This is a genomic window from Clostridium beijerinckii (genome assembly GCF_018223745.1).
Lineage (GTDB): Bacteria > Bacillota > Clostridia > Clostridiales > Clostridiaceae > Clostridium > Clostridium beijerinckii.
Window position 1 is genome coordinate 3,805,535 of sequence record NZ_CP073653.1, and the last position, 18,286, is coordinate 3,823,820.

At 29.6% G+C, this 18,286-nt stretch carries 14 protein-coding genes and 1 riboswitch; of the genes, 6 read left to right on the plus strand and 8 right to left on the minus strand.

Translation table 11 applies throughout. The features are described 5' to 3' along the window. Window positions 1-64: 64 nt before the first annotated feature. The 3 genes from KEC93_RS17110 to KEC93_RS17120 form a co-directional block, all read right to left on the minus strand. The gene (locus KEC93_RS17110; RefSeq protein ID WP_012059527.1) at window positions 65-1,459 is read right to left on the minus strand and encodes a GntP family permease; all 1,395 of its coding nucleotides are present in this window, start codon (window positions 1,457-1,459) and stop codon (window positions 65-67) included. A 74-nt stretch (window positions 1,460-1,533) separates the two neighbouring features. Then, window positions 1,534-3,078, minus strand: coding sequence for an acyl CoA:acetate/3-ketoacid CoA transferase (locus KEC93_RS17115; RefSeq protein ID WP_077868825.1), 1,545 nt, complete (start codon window positions 3,076-3,078; stop codon window positions 1,534-1,536). A gap of 289 nt (window positions 3,079-3,367) precedes the next feature. Then, window positions 3,368-5,092 (minus strand): sigma 54-interacting transcriptional regulator, encoded by a 1,725-nt coding sequence (locus KEC93_RS17120; protein WP_077868826.1) that lies wholly within the window; start codon window positions 5,090-5,092, stop codon window positions 3,368-3,370. A 206-nt stretch (window positions 5,093-5,298) separates the two neighbouring features. On the opposite strand from KEC93_RS17120, the gene KEC93_RS17125 reads away from it, so the two are divergent. Beyond that, window positions 5,299-6,198 (plus strand): glycoside hydrolase family 18 protein, encoded by a 900-nt coding sequence (locus tag KEC93_RS17125; protein WP_420022549.1) that lies wholly within the window; start codon window positions 5,299-5,301, stop codon window positions 6,196-6,198. Window positions 6,199-6,340: 142 nt separating this feature from the next. Here the strand turns inward: KEC93_RS17125 and KEC93_RS17130 are convergent, their stop codons facing one another. After that, window positions 6,341-6,976: a flavodoxin family protein gene (locus tag KEC93_RS17130; protein ID WP_017210998.1), complete on the minus strand. Its 636-nt coding sequence runs from the start codon at window positions 6,974-6,976 to the stop codon at window positions 6,341-6,343. Window positions 6,977-7,323: 347 nt separating this feature from the next. Between KEC93_RS17130 and KEC93_RS17135 the strand changes: the two genes are divergently transcribed. Further along, complete coding sequence (locus KEC93_RS17135; protein ID WP_077868828.1) at window positions 7,324-7,665, plus strand: winged helix-turn-helix transcriptional regulator; 342 nt, start codon at window positions 7,324-7,326, stop codon at window positions 7,663-7,665. 617 nt (window positions 7,666-8,282) lie between these two features. Next, a complete protein-coding gene (locus KEC93_RS17140) occupies window positions 8,283-9,995 on the plus strand; it encodes a methyl-accepting chemotaxis protein (protein ID WP_077869789.1) in 1,713 nt (570 codons plus the stop codon). 338 nt (window positions 9,996-10,333) lie between these two features. Here KEC93_RS17140 and KEC93_RS17145 read toward each other — a convergent pair whose 3' ends face one another. Further along, window positions 10,334-11,023 (minus strand): Crp/Fnr family transcriptional regulator, encoded by a 690-nt coding sequence (locus tag KEC93_RS17145; protein WP_077869790.1) that lies wholly within the window; start codon window positions 11,021-11,023, stop codon window positions 10,334-10,336. 129 nt (window positions 11,024-11,152) lie between these two features. On the opposite strand from KEC93_RS17145, the gene KEC93_RS17150 reads away from it, so the two are divergent. Next, window positions 11,153-11,845, plus strand: a complete 693-nt coding sequence (locus KEC93_RS17150) for a YjjG family noncanonical pyrimidine nucleotidase (protein WP_039769282.1) — start codon at window positions 11,153-11,155, stop codon at window positions 11,843-11,845. A 251-nt stretch (window positions 11,846-12,096) separates the two neighbouring features. On the opposite strand, the gene KEC93_RS17155 is transcribed toward KEC93_RS17150, so the two are convergent. Then, window positions 12,097-12,603, minus strand: coding sequence for a cell wall-binding protein (locus KEC93_RS17155; protein WP_017210989.1), 507 nt, complete (start codon window positions 12,601-12,603; stop codon window positions 12,097-12,099). Window positions 12,604-12,833: 230 nt separating this feature from the next. Further along, window positions 12,834-13,005: riboswitch (M-box (ykoK) riboswitch) on the plus strand. A 237-nt stretch (window positions 13,006-13,242) separates the two neighbouring features. On the opposite strand from KEC93_RS17155, the gene KEC93_RS17160 reads away from it, so the two are divergent. After that, on the plus strand, window positions 13,243-14,499 hold the full coding sequence (locus tag KEC93_RS17160; protein ID WP_077869791.1) for a magnesium transporter: 1,257 nt from the start codon (window positions 13,243-13,245) through the stop codon (window positions 14,497-14,499). Next, the gene (locus KEC93_RS17165; protein WP_012059541.1) at window positions 14,496-15,737 is read left to right on the plus strand and encodes an Nramp family divalent metal transporter; all 1,242 of its coding nucleotides are present in this window, start codon (window positions 14,496-14,498) and stop codon (window positions 15,735-15,737) included. Before KEC93_RS17160 ends, KEC93_RS17165 begins: the two co-directional genes overlap by 4 nt. Before the next feature lie 321 nt (window positions 15,738-16,058). Here KEC93_RS17165 and rodA read toward each other — a convergent pair whose 3' ends face one another. Together rodA and KEC93_RS17175 are read right to left on the minus strand one after the other, a co-directional pair. Further along, complete coding sequence (gene rodA / locus KEC93_RS17170) at window positions 16,059-17,177, minus strand: rod shape-determining protein RodA (protein WP_077869792.1); 1,119 nt, start codon at window positions 17,175-17,177, stop codon at window positions 16,059-16,061. 709 nt (window positions 17,178-17,886) lie between these two features. Further along, window positions 17,887-18,222 carry a cupin domain-containing protein gene (locus KEC93_RS17175; RefSeq protein WP_017210985.1) on the minus strand — a complete coding sequence of 112 codons (336 nt, stop codon included), beginning with the start codon at window positions 18,220-18,222 and terminating at the stop codon, window positions 17,887-17,889. Window positions 18,223-18,286: the final 64 nt, after the last annotated feature.

The following is an 18,286-nucleotide window of genomic DNA, read 5'->3' on the forward strand; positions in this document are numbered from 1 at the left end:
TAGTACTCCCCCTTCTTTGCTATATAATTTTCAGAATATTATTTGTAAGTATTTTCAATTCTAATTAAACAAAATGTAATAAGCTTTGTAATGCTATTAATGCAAATACAGTTCCTGTCTTTATGCAAGTGATTACAAATATATCTTTATATGATTGTTTATGAGTTAACCCTGCAATTCCAAGTAAAGTTATAACTGCACCATTATGAGGTAATGTATCCATTCCACCTGAAGCCATAGCAGCAACACGGTGAAGTAATTGTGGATCTATTCCAACACTATTTGCCCAAGTTAAATATTGTTTTCCAAAAGTATCAAGTGCTATACTCATTCCTCCTGAAGCAGAACCTGTAACTCCTGAAAGAACATTTACTGTAACTGCCTCTGAAAGTAATGGGCTTCCATCTGGGTTAATATTAGTTAAAGCATGAGCTATAGATTGAAATCCTGGTAAAGTTTTGATAACATTACCGAATCCTACTTCTGATGCTGTGTTCATAACTGCTAAAAGTGATCCAATTGCACCAGCATTAATTGCTGCAGCAAAGTTTCCTTTCATACGTTTTGGGTTAATTGACACTGCAAGAGTAATACCAATTACAAGTGCAATCATAAGAGCCCAGTTATTCATTGAACCTACAACACCAGCTTCCGGTATGTTGTATGGAGCTTTAGTTACCCAAGAAACGATATCCCATTTAGGAAATACAACTTTTTGAAGAACTAGAGTCACTATAAGTACCGATGCTAATGGTAATGCTGATATAAATGGATTCGGCAAGCTGCTGTCTTCAACAATTACAGGCTCTTGCTTATGGTTTGTTCCATATCCTTCTCCTTTTGCCTGAGCTTTGCGTTTGCACCATTCTAAGTAGGATACACCACAAACTAAAACCATAATTGCACCTAGAGTTCCAAATATAGGAGCTGCATATAAATCTGTATTAAAGAATTTCATTGGTATAGAATTTTGAATTTGAGGTGTTCCTGGAAGCGCGTCCATTGTGAATGTGAAAGCACCAACAGCAATAGTTGCAGGCACAAGTCTCTTTGGTATATCTGCTTCTTTAAATATAGAAGCTGCAAATGGATAAACAGCAAATGCTACAACGAAAAGACTTACTCCACCATAAGTTAGTATAGCTGCTGCTAGTATTACAGATAGCATAGCTCGTTTTTTTCCTAATTTATCTACTATAAATTTTGCTATTGATTTTGCTGCACCAGATTGCTCCATAACCTTACCAAATACTGCACCTAGTAAGAAGAATGGAAAGTAAACTTTTACATAGTTACCCAAGTTAGGTAAGAATATTTCCGTATAAGTTGGCATAATCGCCATTCCTGAAAATATAGCTGCCATAATCGCAAATATAGGTGCGAAAACAATAACTGAAAACCCCTTATAGGCCATAAACATTAAAAGTGCTAAGCTTAATAAAATTCCTATAACTGCCATATACAAAACCTCCGTTATTTTATTATTTTTCTTTTCAAATATTTTATCCGTATCCTATTCACTTATATTAGTTGTTACTTCAACTTCATAGGCTTATCTTTAAAAATTCTTTCATCCATTGTTTTTAAATTATTTGATATTATTGGCTTAAAGTCCATTTGATCAATAATATCCTTTTGTAAATCTACCCCTGGAGCTATTTCTTCTAATGTTACTCCATCTTTTGTCAATCTGAAAACTGCTCTTTCAGTTATATATAATACCGGTTGATTTACATCTCTAGCATAATCTCCACTGAATGTAATTTGTTCAACATTTTTAATGAACTTCTTTGACCTTCCCTCATTTTCGATTACTAGCTTGCCATCAGTAACATTAATTTTAAGTCCTCCTGCTGTAAATGTGCCACAGAATATAACCTTTTTTGAATTTTGAGTTATATTTATAAATCCTCCACATCCAGCTATCTTAGGACCAAATTTACTTACATTTATATTGCCTTTTTCATCGCATTGAGCTAGTCCCAAAAATGCTACATCTAACCCTCCGCCATCATAAAAATCAAATTGAGATGATTGATCTATAATGCTATCTGGATTTATAGCTGCACCAAAACTTAAACCTCCTGCTGGGATTCCACCAATTGGGCCAGATTCAATAGTTAATCTCATTGTATCTCCTATTCCTTCTTCATTGGCAACCATTGAAATTCCCTCCGGCATACCTATACCAAGATTAGTTACTGCATTTGGTATAAGTTCCATTGCACAACGCCTTGCTATTATTTTTCTCTCATCCATTGAAAGACATTCGATAGAATCTACTGGCATTCTTATTTCTCCACTATAGGCTGGATTAAATGCTTCAGCAAATGTCTGCATATGGTCTTCACTGTTAGCTACAACTATAGCATCTACAAGTATTCCAGGGATTTTTACAAGCTTTGGATCTAAAGTTCCCTTAGAGACTATTTTCTCAACCTGAAGAATTACTTTTCCACCAGAATTTTTTGCTGCCTGTGCCATAGCTAAACCATCTAGTGTTGCTGCTTCCTTCTGAAGAGTTGCATTTCCATCTTCATCTGCATATGTTGCTCTTAATATAGCTACATCTATAGGAAAAGCTTTGTAGTAGAGATATTCTTTATTATCAATTTCGATAACCTTTACAATATCCTCTGTTGTACATTCATTTAATTTTCCTCCCTCAACTCTTGGATCTACGAAAGTCTTTAAACCAACATGAGTAATTGTACCTGGTTTACCTGCCGCAATATCTCTATAAAGACTAGATATTACTCCTTGTGGAAGATTATAAGCCTTTATTTTATTTTCAATTGCGAGTTTTTGGATCTTAGGAGCTAATCCCCAATGTCCACCTATTACCTTTGAAAGAAGGCCTTCTTGTCCTAAATGATTCAAACCTTTTTCTTTACCATCTCCTTGTCCCGCTGCATAAACAAGAGTTAAATTATTAGGGGCACCTTGTTCTAAGTATATTTCCTTAAGTTTCTTAGAAACCCCTTCTGCATGCCCAGCACCTATAAATCCACCAAATGCAACTGTGTCTCCACTTTTGATTAAGGCGATTGCTTGTTCTACCGACATTATCTTGTTCATCTTTACTCCTCCTTTTCACACTTTTATATACTCCATAAAGCAAGAGTGTAATATTTTATTTATAATTCCTTTTACACTTATTTATATAAGCAATATCCGTGCCAAGATTTCGAGCATGTATTCAACGTAAAACTGCGCTTTTCTATAAGCAATTTCATAAAAAATTCTTAATAATAGAAAGTTTTTGTTCGTTATTCCGTACAATTTCTTAAGTAAACATTTACATTGTGTGCGATTTTCCGTACAATTATTTTTCATAAAAAACATAGTTGTTCGTAAGAACGAACAACTATGTCTGTATTTTATATTTTTCTATTTTCTCATATAAACTAGTACGCCCTATATCAAGAATTTTTGCCGCCTTACTTTTATTACCATCCGCAGCCCTAAGGGCAAGAATAATAGCATTTTTTTCACTTTCCGCGAGAATATCTTGAAGCTTCTTAGTAACCATTGAAACCTTTTTCCCTGTGATCTCTTTCGGTAAATCTTTCACTTGAATAATCTCACTATTCTCCATAATGTTTATAGCCCGCTCTAATATATTTTCTAATTCCCTTACATTACCCTTCCATTCATAGGTTTTAAGATATTGTTCAGCCTCCTTAGAGATTCCTCTAACCTTCTTATCTAAATCAACTGAAAGCTTTTTTATTAAATGATTAGAAATAAGTATTATATCATTTCCTCTTTCTCTTAAAGGTGGAATTTCAATTGTTACGACATTAAGTCTATAATATAAATCTTCACGAAACTTACCTTCTTCAACTAATCTTTCAAGATTTCTATTTGTTGCAGCAATTATTCTAATATTAATCTTTTTACTAGCTACGCCACCAACCTTTTCAACTTCTCTTTCTTGAATAACTCTTAATAGCTTTACCTGCATATGGAGAGGCATATCTCCAATCTCATCTAGAAATATAGTACCTTCATTTGCAATCTCGAATTTTCCTATCTTACCTTCTTTTTTGGCACCTGTAAAAGCTCCTGCTTCGTAGCCAAATAATTCTGATTCAAGTAAATCACTTGGAATTGCTGCACAATTAACTTTAACAAATGGCCCTTCATGTCTATTACTTTCCGAATGTATTGCATGTGCAAAGATTTCTTTACCTGTCCCGCTTTCCCCTAAAATTAGAACATTTGAATTTGTATGAGCTGCTTTTTCAACTATGGCTTTAGCCATAACAATAGGTTCACTCTCACCTATAATATTTTCAAGCGAATAATTTGCTTTATTGAATTCTCTAAACCTTGATTTATAAGTAGCTAATTCCTTTTCTATAACGCTTATTCGTTTATAAAGGCTATTTAATTCTTTTACATTTCTAAATAAGACCTTACCCACTACCCCAATAATTTCTCCATTTTTTACTATTGGTATTCTTGAGGCTATCATATAGCTTCCTTTTATCTTATGAAGTTGTGCTACTTCTTCTTTTCCAGTTTCTAATACTATTGGCATTCTAGTATTTTCTATCACTTCATTTACATGCCTGCCGATAGCATCCTCCCTCTTAATCCCTAAAAATTCTGTATAGGCATTACTGATCATAGTAACTATCCCCTGCTTATCAATGATAATCATTCCATCATAAGCGGTTTCAATTACAGTATTTAGTATTTCTTTGCTATCCCTCTCTTCCTCAAGCTTATGAATTAACTGACTATAATTTGTTACATTACTAAAAATCAGCATTGATCCTTGTGTATTAGTATTTTCTCCAAAAGGTATGATACTCAAAATTAAATTCAATTCATTAACTACTATTGGCCTTTTAATTTCCTCTTTTTTAGTTGACAGAAAGTATTCTATATCTGGATCTGGCATTATTTCATTAATATTCTTGCCTAAACCACCTTTACTATCTATATCAAAAAGAATACTAGCTGCTTCATTAATAAAAAATATTTTGCTGTTACTATCAACTGCAATTATTGCATTAAACATATTATCTAATATTACTTCAAGGTTACTAATATAATTTTTGAATAATGGTTTGTTGTTCATGTAACACCTTCTCTCTTAAATCTTATTTTTAAGTATTTTACTAAAGATTCCAAGTAAATACAAGGATTAAGTAATTATTTTAGAATATAATTAAATATAAATATTTTATAAGCATTTAGAAGGGACTGATTGAAATAAAAAGGGTAACTTCATCTTATTATTCCCCTAATATAGCTAAATATAGAATAGTAGGATATATACATGGTATTACCACTAATGTAAATCCAAACAAATTGACCCATATTAATTATGCTTTTGGAAGTATTATGAACAGTTCAATTTTCATTCCTGATGCTCAAAATTTAATGAATTTGGTATCATTAAAATCTCAAAATCCTAAATTAGCAGTTATCCTTTCAATAGGTGGCTGGGGAGCTGAAGGTTTTTCCGATGCAGCCTATTCAGAGTCATCACGGAATAGTTTTGCAAATAGCTGTCTGGATATCGTAAATAACTATGGTATAGATGGAATAGACCTTGATTGGGAATATCCTGTTAGCGGCTCTTGTAACCTAATTAAATGTACTCCTAAAGATAAAGGAAATTTCACGCTTTTACTTAAATCTATACGTAACAAAATTGGAACGAATAAAATACTCAGTATTGCAGCTGGAGCAGATAAATTTTACATTAATAATGTTGAAATTAATGAAATAGTAAATATCTGCGATTATATAAATTTAATGACTTATGACTTTGGTTATAATGCTCATAATGCAAATCTTTATCCAACTTCTTCCCCCTATGGATCAGGTTTTAGCTGTGATGAGTCAGTAAACATATTTTTGCGGGCAGGTGTTCCAGCTATGAAAATTAATTTAGGCATTCCTTTTTATGGGTATTATGGTCATGAATATCTTTCATATGGAAATCTACTTGAAAATTATATAAATAAAAATGGTTGGACTAGATACTGGGATTATGAAGCAAAAGCTGCTTATTTAAAAAATTATGATTCATTTATTACTTATGAGGATGAAGAATCAATTGACTATAAAGTTAAATATATAAAATCAAAAGGCCTCGGTGGCGCAATGTTTTGGGAATATAATCAAGATTACAATGATATTCTTCTAAATAAATTATGGACAGGTTTAAACGAATAATATTACATGCATAAAAAATAAAAATAGGATGTTACTTAATTCATCCTATTCTTATAAATATATATATTTTTTTAATACCATTTTATTGAATTTAATTTTTGAAATACTAATTTAATTAATTTAGTCATTATCATTTTAAACACTATCTAATAAAGTTAGTAAATATTTTCTCTTCACCTTTACTTTCTTCTACATTAGCTTTCCCAGAATCAGCAAGTTTTAATAACCATGCCATGTTCTTTCCTAAAACTCTCATTATCTGCATTCCTTCTTCATCCTGAACTGCTTCTCCTGGTGCTGTACCGTGAACTACGTTCCAATAGTTTGATGTTGGCATTAACATCTCAGAATAATTAAGATAATTATTTAACTGAGTAAATGTTGGAACTCCACCAGACCTTCTAACTGCGACAACACTTGCACCTACTTTGTGTCTAAGCATGCCATTATTTACAGATGTAACATAAAACGCACGATCTAAAAATGATTTCATAGTTCCTGCTATGGCAGAATAATGCACTGGAGAGCCTAGAATGATTCCATCAGCTTCTTTCATCTTTTGAATCCAATCGTTAACTTCATCATTCTGCATAACACACTTTTCGTTCATATTTCTGGCACATCCGCCACAAGCCATACATCCACGTATAACCTTATTTCCAACATGAACTATTTCTACATCTATATTCTCTTTCTTTAATTCTTCTGCTACAGCTTTTATTGCCTCGTAAGTATTTCCATTCTTTTTAGGACTCCCATTAAAAGCAACTACTTTCATAATACATACCTCCATAATATTAAGATCATGATGTGATTATATAACTCAGTAATGTAAGTAACAAGTACGCACTTTTTAGTTAGACAACTTACTTTTTGGTAAGAATTATTGAATAACCTACATGTAAGGTCATAATAAATTTTTCATAAAACAATGATATCCTTATTATAATTCGCAATATATAACTTATTCTAATAGTCATGGGAAAATAGCCATTATCCCATACAATCTTCCAAGATTATTAATAACATACATTTTACTTAATTGATTTGATATTATAAGATAGGTTGTTTATACTAATATCTAGTAACATTTATAAATATTAAAAAATGAAAGCGGGTAACTAAATGGTAAATTATAACGGAAGAAGTTATGTGTGCTTATTAGATTTTGCAATGGATTTTATAAGAGGAAAATGGAAGGCAGTTTTATTATGTCATTTATATAATGAACCAAAAAGATTCCTAGAACTTCAACGAATGACTGAAGGAATAAGTCAAAAAGTGTTAAATGAAAAACTTAAAGAATTAGAAAATGATGAACTTGTATGTAAAAAGGTTTATGCAGAAATTCCACCAAAAGTTGAATACTCCCTCACTAATAAAGGAAAAGAGCTTACTAGTATTATTAAGCAAATTGAGTCTTGGTCGGTTAAACACTACCCTGAATTAGATAATAAATGTGTTTAATTCTATTACTTTTCTATAATTAAAATAAAGAAGAACCTTCTCCTTTATAGCTGATTCTTCTTTATTCTTTAAATGCATCAGTCTTGTCTTTTTACTAATTATTTTATTGCATAATTTATTTCAATGCCCTTCCTCTGTCTCATCTACTATTATACTTTTTTATGTCTTTAAATATGTTACTACTTGTTAGTATTATAACTATAGCATTTCTAAATATTTATTATTGATTTCATGGCTACCATCACTCATAATAATTTAACCATATTAATATTATTATAAAAAATTATTTAACCCACCTTAAATTTCAAGATATCTTATAACCATATTTGGTTATATTTTTAGTTTTTTCTGCATTTTTCTTTATTTTCTCTCAATTTTTTAATTTTAATTTCGATTATTATAAATATATAGATTCTACATAATATAATTCATTTTACATCGTGTTATTTGGTTTGCAATAGCTGGTAGTTTAAACTAAATTTCTATGAATTAAAATCAAGGAGTATGTAGACTTTTAATTACAACTTTTCTCAAATATAAACTATTTATATTGAACTTTTAATGGAGGTGGGAAAATAAAAAACTTTCGCATAAAAAAATAAAGAGGGGTTGATTTAATGATTTGGTTTAAAAATTTAAAAATATCGCATAAACTTATTTCTACTTTTATTTTTATTTCAATTTTGGTATGTATTGTTGGTTTTATTGGATTATATAATATGAATATAATTAATAACAATGCAACTTCCATGCATGATTATAACTTGGCCTCAATAAATAACTTAACTACTTTAAAGCAAAATATTTCTGATATACGTTCAGATTTGCTAAAACTTGCTTATCAAAGAAATGTCAGCGAAAAAGATACAGTAAAAAAAGACATTAAAGACTTAATTGACGAGAATAATGACCTTATAAAAATATATGAAAGCACTTTAATCTCTGAATCTGAGAAACCTGCATTCTCAAACCTTAAAGAAAACTTTAATAAATATGTTGATTTATCTAACTCAATAATAAAATACGTAGATGAGAATAATTTTAGTGAAGCTGATGAAAATTATTCTAAAGTTACCGAAACCAGAAAAAATATATATTTGAGCATGGATGAATTAATAAAAAATAATGTTAACCAAGCCGATGCTTCTTATTCTGAAAATAACTCAACTTTTAAAAGATCTTTATACATAACAATCTCAATAATACTTATTAGTTTACTACTAGCTGTTATTTTAGGTTTATCAATTTCATTTATGATTTCAAAACAAGTAAAAAGAGTTTTAATCTTTGCTGAAGCTATTGGTAGTGGTGATTTAACTAAAACTATAACTGTTGACTCTAAAGACGAAATAGGTAATCTTTCAATGGCATTAAACAATGCAAAAGAAAATATACAGAATTTAATTGTTGAAATAATGAACAGCTCAAGTGATATAAGCGCCACAAGCGAAGAACTTTCTGCTACTACTGAAGAAATTGCTTCTAAAATGGAAATTGTGAATGAATCCACAGAGCATATATCTAAAGGTGTTCAAGATTTAAGTGCTACTACAGAAGAAGTAACTGCATCAACAGAAGAAATAAGTAGCGCCATAAATTCCATTGCTAAAGATGCAGAAAATTCATTAGCATCAGTAAATGAAATAAAAGAACGTGCTTATAATATTAGAAATAAATCTTCAAAAAGTATTGAAGAAAGTAATTTAATTTATGATAAAAATCGTTTAAACATTTTAGAATCAATTGAAAATTCTAAAATAGTGTCAGAAGTTAGAATAATGGCAAATTCTATTGGAAGTATAGCAGAGCAGACAAATTTATTGGCTCTAAATGCTGCTATTGAAGCCGCTAGAGCTGGTGAACATGGAAAAGGTTTTGCAGTAGTTGCTGACGAAGTTAGAAAACTTGCTGAACAATCTTCCAATGCAGTTTATAATATTCAAACCATGGTATCACAAGTTGAAGCTTCTGTGGAAAGTCTATCAAAAAGTGGACAAGATGTTCTTGAATTTATGGCTGACAATGTTAAACCTAATTATGAACTCCTTATGAATACAGGAATTGAATATGAAAAGGATTCTGAATTTATAAGTAATATTATAGATAAATCTGCCACTTCTTCAAAACAAATGGATGAAGTTATAATGCAGATAAGCGGTGCAATACAAAATGTATCTTCAGTAGCTCAAGAATCTGCCTCAAATACAGAAGAAATATTAAATAGCATTACTGAAGTTACCTTTGCTCTTTCGGATGTTACAAAATCTGCTCAAAGCCAAGCTGAACTTTCACAAAAACTTAATGAAATGATTCAAAGATTTAAGATATAATACAAAATTAAAATAATTTATGAAAATTTAAAATTATCTTTGCAAATCTCATATAAAATGTAAAATAAATTTAGACCTTATTTCATATACTCACTCAAGATAGCTAAATCATGCTTACTTCATAATAGGCCTAAGCCCTTAAATTTTCACAATGTTTAAAATATTTAAATAAGCTTATTTTATCCCTTAAGATTTTATGATATATTTTGGCACTAAAAAATACTTAGAGTTCGTATTTCTCTAAGTATTTTCTGTTTGCATAATTAATCTAACTAACTTCATACTTTATCTTCTTAAGTTATACCCTTACACGTCTTAAAAGTCATCCATTATTTATATTAAAGAGATTTCACATAAATGTTTTTTGAAAGCTCATTTAATTTTTTCATATCTAGTATATTTATCTTCTTATTTTCACACTTTATGATTCCCTGTGATTCCAATTCTTTAAACGTTCTATTTAAATGCCTGTAAGTCGTTCCTAAAAATTCAGCAATCTCTAAATAAGATGAATTTAAAATTATGTAACTTTCATCTATTATATGTTCCATCAAATAACTAGATAACCTATTAATAAGTGGATACACAAAATTATATGAGCTATTATTAATAGTTACATAAAGTTTTTCACTTAAAGACTCTACTAAATGATGTAAAAACTTTGTATTATCGAAATAGTTTTCTCTTAATATATCTGATGGAATTCCTATTAAATAAGTATCTTCTACTGCAATAATATTGCAAAGTATAGGAATGTTTTTTAAAAGTTCTAAATCTCCTACAGTATTAAAATCTCTATAAAATTTTAATAGCATTGATTTACCATTTTCAAAAGGATAAAACACTTTAATTTTCCCATCTACAATTAGATAATAATATTCAAGTTTTTCTTCTGACTTCATTATATATTCTTCTTTTTCATAGAAATGAAGCTGAAAATGTTTTAGTATCGTGTCATCAAATATGCTTTGTATGTTATGCTTTTTAATATAATAATTTAAAAGTTTATTATCTAAAATTTTTTTCATAGACTCTCCTAACATGACTTATGTCATTTTCAAATTCCTATAAATATATTATTTTATTAACAGGACATTGTAAATAAAATTAAATTTTGATTTTTACAAATTTATATACAACTATACGGAGGACATATTATGAACTATGAAGTTATACTATTTGATGCAGACGATACCTTATTTGATTTCAAAAAATCTGAAAGAGAGGCTTTCAAAAACACTATACTCGAATTTAATATCAATTACGATGAAAATTACCACTTAAAAATATATCACGATATAAATACTGCTATATGGAAAGAGTTTGAACAAGGCTTAATTACTCAGGAAAAACTCAAGGTAGAAAGATTTAAAAGACTTGCGGATAAACTTAAAATTTCTTTTGATGAGATTGAATTTGCTAAATCATATATGAAAAACTTGTCTAACTGCTCCTTTTTATTTGATGGCAGCCTAGAGCTTGTAGAGCATTTGATTAAAAACTATAAACTCTCAATAATTACTAATGGTCTCACAGCTGTACAAGAAAATAGAATTAGAAAATCAACTATATCAAAATATTTTGAAGATGTAGTGATATCTGAGGAAATCTCCATCTCAAAACCTAATCCAGAAATATTTGGACATGCTTTAAAAAACATACGCCACACTAATAAAAACACAGTACTTATGGTTGGAGATAGTTTAACTTCCGATATACAGGGTGGAATCAATTTCGGTATAGATACCTGTTGGTACAATCCAAATAAACTTGAGAATAATTCAAATATATCACCTAAGTATGAAATTTCTACCTTTGAAGAGCTTAATCATTTACTCCTTAATTCTTAGAATTTACTAGTATATTTTTAGGACATGCTTAATCTTTATGCACATGTAATATTTAGGATTAGGTCACTACGACCTAATCCTAAATATTATAATTCATTCTTTATAAATAAATCTAAAGCAAAATGACACCAAACTTTCATTATACGAAATTCTGTAATTTTCTTTAAAATAAAGAAGACTAACAGAATAATTCAACTTCAATCTGTTAGTCTTCCAGATCTAAAATATTATATTAAATATTGTTATTTTCCTTAATTCTTACTTGTTGCATTGTTTTCAGATGATTGATTTACTTGATTATTTGCTGTGTTTTGACTATCTGAAATATTTTTATTGTCTGCACCAACAATATTTATATTTTGACCAGTAGTTAAGTATTTTGAGAATATAAATGTTAAAGTAGTAAAATCATATTTTTTATCTCCAATAATAATTGAATCTTGCACTAATTTTCCACTTCCATCAAAGTAATACCACATTCCGTTATTCTTCAACCAGGAATTTGATGCCATAACTCCATTTGTCCAAAAATAATACCAATTTCCATTATACTCCATCCATTGGTTTGTTATTGAACCATCTTCCTTAAAATAATACCAGTCTCCATTGATTTGTTTCCATCCTTTAGCTTTTACACCATTCTCTACCCAATAAGAATGTTTATATTTATCTTGCTTCCAAGTCGCAGAAGCTGATACTGGAATAATCCCTATCACTGATATGGCCAGTAATGATGATATTATTAACCTTTTTACCATTTTATCGTCCCCTATCCATTCAATTAATAATATTATTATATCATATTAATATTACATTTTATTCTAATTTTTTGCAATTATAATCAATTCTTAATTTAGTGTTTTATAACTTCCATATTAAAAATATAACTGCATAAAAATCCACTTACTATGTATATAAAAAATTTTTTTCTACTATTGACGGCTTATACCATGTCGTAGTAAAATTAAGGCGGAAAACAAAAGCTAAATAAAAACTTTGTTAGGTGAGGCTCCTATATAGATACATGCTGCTGCCCGGAAACGTCGAAAGACGCCAATGGGTCAACAGGTATTACCGGATTAAGGTTCTACTTAATGTAGCCGAAAACCATATGGTTTTCTATGCTCTATAGTGCTAAAACTCAACGAGTGAAGGTGTTAATACAACAAATGTACTTTGTGCTACTGCATTCCGTATATTTGTATAATGTTGTGTTTGATTATTGTGCCCTTCACTTATGGTGAAGGGCTTTTATTATTTTTTAAAGGAGGTGTATCCAGTGGATGACCATGATACGGAAAGTTGTAATATACATTTTTATTTAAATTCAAGCAATAATATTTTTAGGGCATTAATTGGATACACTCTTTATGCCCTGAATTGAAAGGGTGAAAAACATGGAAAAAATAACAAATTTCTTTGTAAGTAAAATTATTCATAAAGAAATTCATAATATTTCTGGCCAAATAATTGGTAAACTAAATGACCTTATTCTTGATTTTAGTCAAGAAAAACCAACTGTAGTATATATACAAATTACAAATTGGAAAAAATCTTTTTATCTATCTGCTGATGCGCTAGATATATTCAAAGATGAAAAAGAAAAGTATCATATTAAAATTAATAGCGAGAGCCTTACAATAAAGTTTCCTGGTGAAGATGATATTTTTTTAGTAAGAGATTTCTTAGATAAACAAATAGTAGACATAAACGGCAAAAAAGTAGAACGTGTAAATGATGTACGACTTGGAAATATAAATTCCAAATGGCAGCTTGTTGCCGTTGATATAGGAACTAGAGGATTACTCAGGCGTCTTGGTGTAGAATATCCTTTTATAATATTTACAGAAGCTTTAAAGTATAGATTAAGAAACAAGTTAATTATATGGGATGATGTGCAAACTTTGTCTACTGGGGTTAACAATCTACAACTTCAAATGCCAGCAAGCAAAATTGAAACTCTACACGCAGCAGATTTAGCAGATATAATCGAAGATCTTGATACCAAAAGCAGAGATATATTGTTTCACAGCTTAAACAATCAAAAAGCTGCTGAAGTTCTCGAGGAAATCGAAACTGATGTTCAAGTAAATTTATTAAAATCTATGTCTGATGAAAAAGCTTCTGATATACTTGAGATTATGCCTTCTGATGAAATAGCTGATATTTTAGAAGAGATGGATGAAGATAGAGTTGAAAAACTATTAACACACATGGACGAAGAAAGTCAGGATGAAATTAGAGAGCTTATGGAATACGAAAAAGAAACTGTAGGAAGTATTATGTCAAAAGATTTTCTAACCTTCTTACCTGATGTAACTGTAAGTGATGTATTTAAGTGGATTCAAGGAAATGCGCCTGATGAAGATGAAAGTTATTATATATATATAACAAATGATAAAGATAATCTTATTGGGGTTACTTCTTTATTCTCACTTATTACTTCAAAACCAGATACAAAACTTTATAATATAATGACAACTAGACCTGAAAGTTTAAGGGATACGGATGAAATAGAAGATGCTATAGGCTTAATGCATAAGTATAATCTTGTTTCAATTCCTGTTATTGACGAAGATAATAATTTAGTTGGTGTAGTATCATTAAATGACAGTATCCATGAACATTCACGCTTAAGGAGGGTTGCACTATGAAGAAAGTATTATCTGGTAGATTTAAAAAGCTACTTTTCATTATGACTATTATTGGCCCAGGATTAATTACTGTTAACGCAGGAAATGATGCTGGTGGGATTACAACTTATGCATCCGTTGGTGCGTCTTATGGATATAAAATGCTATGGGGATTACTTTTAATCACTTTCAGTCTTGCAGTTATACAGGAGATGAATGCAAGAATGGCGGTGGTAACTGGTAAAGGTTTGTCTGATTTAATTAGAGAAAAATTCGGAGTTAAGCTTACTTTCTTTGCAATGACCATTTTACTAGTTGCCAATATGGGTGTTGTTTTTGGTGATTTTGCAGGAATTGCAGCAAGCTTAGAATTATTTGATGTAAGCAAATATATATCTATCCCTATTGTTTCTGTAGTAATCTGGTTACTTGTTACCAAAGGTTCATATAAAAAAGTAGAAAATATCTTCCTATTGTTTACTCTTGTATTTTTTACTTATATTATATCAGCTTTTTTAACTAAACCTGATTGGGGACACGTAATGAAATCAATGATGACGCCTACCATTGAATTAAATACAGGTTTTCTTCTTACCTTTATAGGAATGATTGGTACAACAATTACACCTTATATGCAGTTTTACCTCCAATCATCAATAGTAGATAAAAAAATCAGTATATCTGAGTATAAATACGAAAAACTTGATGTTTATTTAGGCGCTTTCTGGGGGAATGCAGTAGCATTTTTCATAATTGTATGTACAGCCGTAACACTTTATAAAGCTGGAATAACAATAACTAGTGCAGAAGAGGCTGCAATTTCTTTAAAACCACTTGCTGGTGAAGCTGCATTTATACTTTTTGGTGCTGGACTTTTTGGTGCTTCAGTTCTTGCTACTGCTGTCATCCCACTTTCTACGTCCTATGCGATATGTGAAGCTTTTGGCTGGGAAAGTGGTGTGGATAATGATTACAAGGACGCTCCAGCTTTCTTTGGAATATATACTGGTATAATTGTTCTTGGAGCATTATTTATACTTCTTCCTGGAATATCGCTTATTCAAATTATACTTGTATCACAGCAAATTGCTGGTTTGCTATCTCCTATAATATTAACATTTATGATAATTTTAATCAATGATAAGCGTATAATGGGTGAATACGTTAATAATAAGACTCAAAATATTGTTTCTTGGGCTACAGTTATATTTATTATAATTCTATCAATAATTTTATTTGTATCGCCTCTTATTTCATAATTATATGAGGCTCTAGAAATTCTTATGAAATAAAATATATGTTATAATCTTTATTATTTATATATATTTATAAATAAAATGGAACAAGGTATGCTTTAAATAATATACCTTGTTCCATTTTATTTATCACTATAAGTATTACTCATCTTCCTTTGTCTAATTAACTTTATTTATTCGAAATAATAGTATATATTCTGTAATTTTGATCCATTGAGCCCAGTCTAAACTATCGTAGACTGCAAGTTATATACTCTTATAACGAATAACTCATACAGATTTATATAGAATTACTTATTAAATAAAATATATAATCTATATGTTTTAACTATAAAAGTTAAGTCTACTTTTTCTCATTCCTACATTTAATACAATTCCTAATGACATAAAATTTACAAGTATAGAGCTTCCTCCATAGCTCATAAATGGAAGAGTAATTCCTGCAATTGGCATAATTCCAATAGTCATACCAATGTTCTGAAAAATTGAAAATAAGAAACCAGATGCAGTTCCAACACAAATGAGACGTCCAATAATATCTTTTGATTCTTTTGCATGCTTAATCATTTTATATATTAAAATACTATATAAAGCTATGAGAAAAAGAGCCCCAAAAAATCCCCATTCCTCTCCAACTGCAGAAAATATAAAATCAGTATGGACCTCAGGAATGAAGCCACCGGATGCACGAACTCCTTTTAAAAATCCAGAGCCAATTAACCCACCAGCTCCAATACCTGTTATAGACTGCATTAATTGAAAACCAGCATTCTGCTGATATGATTCTGGATCCAAGAATACCAATATTCTCTGTCTTTGATATGGTTTTAATATATCACTAAACCATATAATAAGACTTAATGGGACAACTGAGAAAAAGCCTGCTACAAGAACCTTTAAGTTTAATCCAGAAATGAAGTATATTCCTAACGTAATAAAGAAACAAATAAGAGTCATTCCTAAATTAGGTTGAATTACAATTAGAAACATTGGAATTAAGGCATAAAAAGATAAGATAAGAAAGTTTTTTGGATTGTTAATATCGCCATCTAGATCATCTAACTTTTTTGCAAGGATTAGTATTAATCCAAACTTTACAAATTCACCAGGTTCTATAGCTCTATTTCCAATCCTTATCCATGATGATGCACCTTTTACTGCTTTGCTTGTTATATCATTAAATAATAAAAGTCCTACTCCTGCCCAATAAATTAGTTTTGCATAACCACCTATAGTATTATAATCAAATACTAAAATAAAATATACAATTGCTAGTCCAACAATTAGCCACAACATTTGCAGTTCAGCATAATAGAATCCAAACTTTATATGAGTTACACTATAAATGTTTATGATTCCAAAGATTGTAATAAAAATAGCTGTCACAAACATAGTAATATCTAATTGTTTTAAAAGCTTGCTATTAATCAAATATTTATTCATGTAAAATTTCCTCCTGAAAAGTCGAAACAATTAGTTTATATGATAATTATGTATTAATAAATAGTAATATTCAACCATTTGTGCCAAATCTTAATTTTAATTTAATACTTGATATTTCAATATATAATCAAATTTTTAACCTAAATTCTCACATTTAAATTTCCAATTATTATATATTGCTAAACTCATAGATACTCTAATTTTATAAGTATACTAACACTAATAAATATACACCTAAATTTTTTGTAACACACCTACTTTCATTATTTCCTATTAAATTTTACATCTAATAATTTCAAAATTATGGAACAAAATGACTATTAGATCATTATAATAAATAAGACATAGCTATTCCTATTATACTTTTATTTATACTCCCTTTTATTTCAAAAAACTCTAGTAGTACTGCTAGAGTTTTTGATTTAAATAAAAAAATCGCAGGCGACTGTGGAACCGGAGATTTTTTTCACGCATCTGCCTTTTCGAACGCATGTGAGAAAAATCTGCACATTAGAAATAGCAGCTCTGCTGCATTCAAGAACATTTTTGCAGGCGAATATGATTTATTTTTTTATTCTTTTATAATAATTAACCCTAGTAAAATATACTACTATAAAGTTATCCACAGATTTAATTGCATTATAATTTCCTAAAGAATAAAAAATTCCTACTATAAGTATTACTATAGTAGAAATTTTAAATGTTTCTTTTAGTTATTTTTTAAAAAATCTTTTCTTTCTGGCGTAAATACATCATAAACAATAGAATTATCTTCTAGCACAATGCATCCATGGGGAATATTTGATGGCATGAAGATTGTATCACCTTCTCTAACAATCTCGCTTTTATCACCAACTATAAATTTAAAAGAACCTTTTAACACATATGATAACTGATCATGTACATGAGAATGAGTCTCTACGTTATTAGTTACTTTTTTAAAATGTACTTCTACAGCCATCATCTTTTCATCATGTACTAATACCTTTCTTTTAGTGTTTTCATCTAGAATCTCAAATTCAACATCTTTATTAAAACAAAACATTTTACATATCCTCCCTTACGTTATAGATAAATCTCATTTAATTATTATGCAGTCATATTATTTC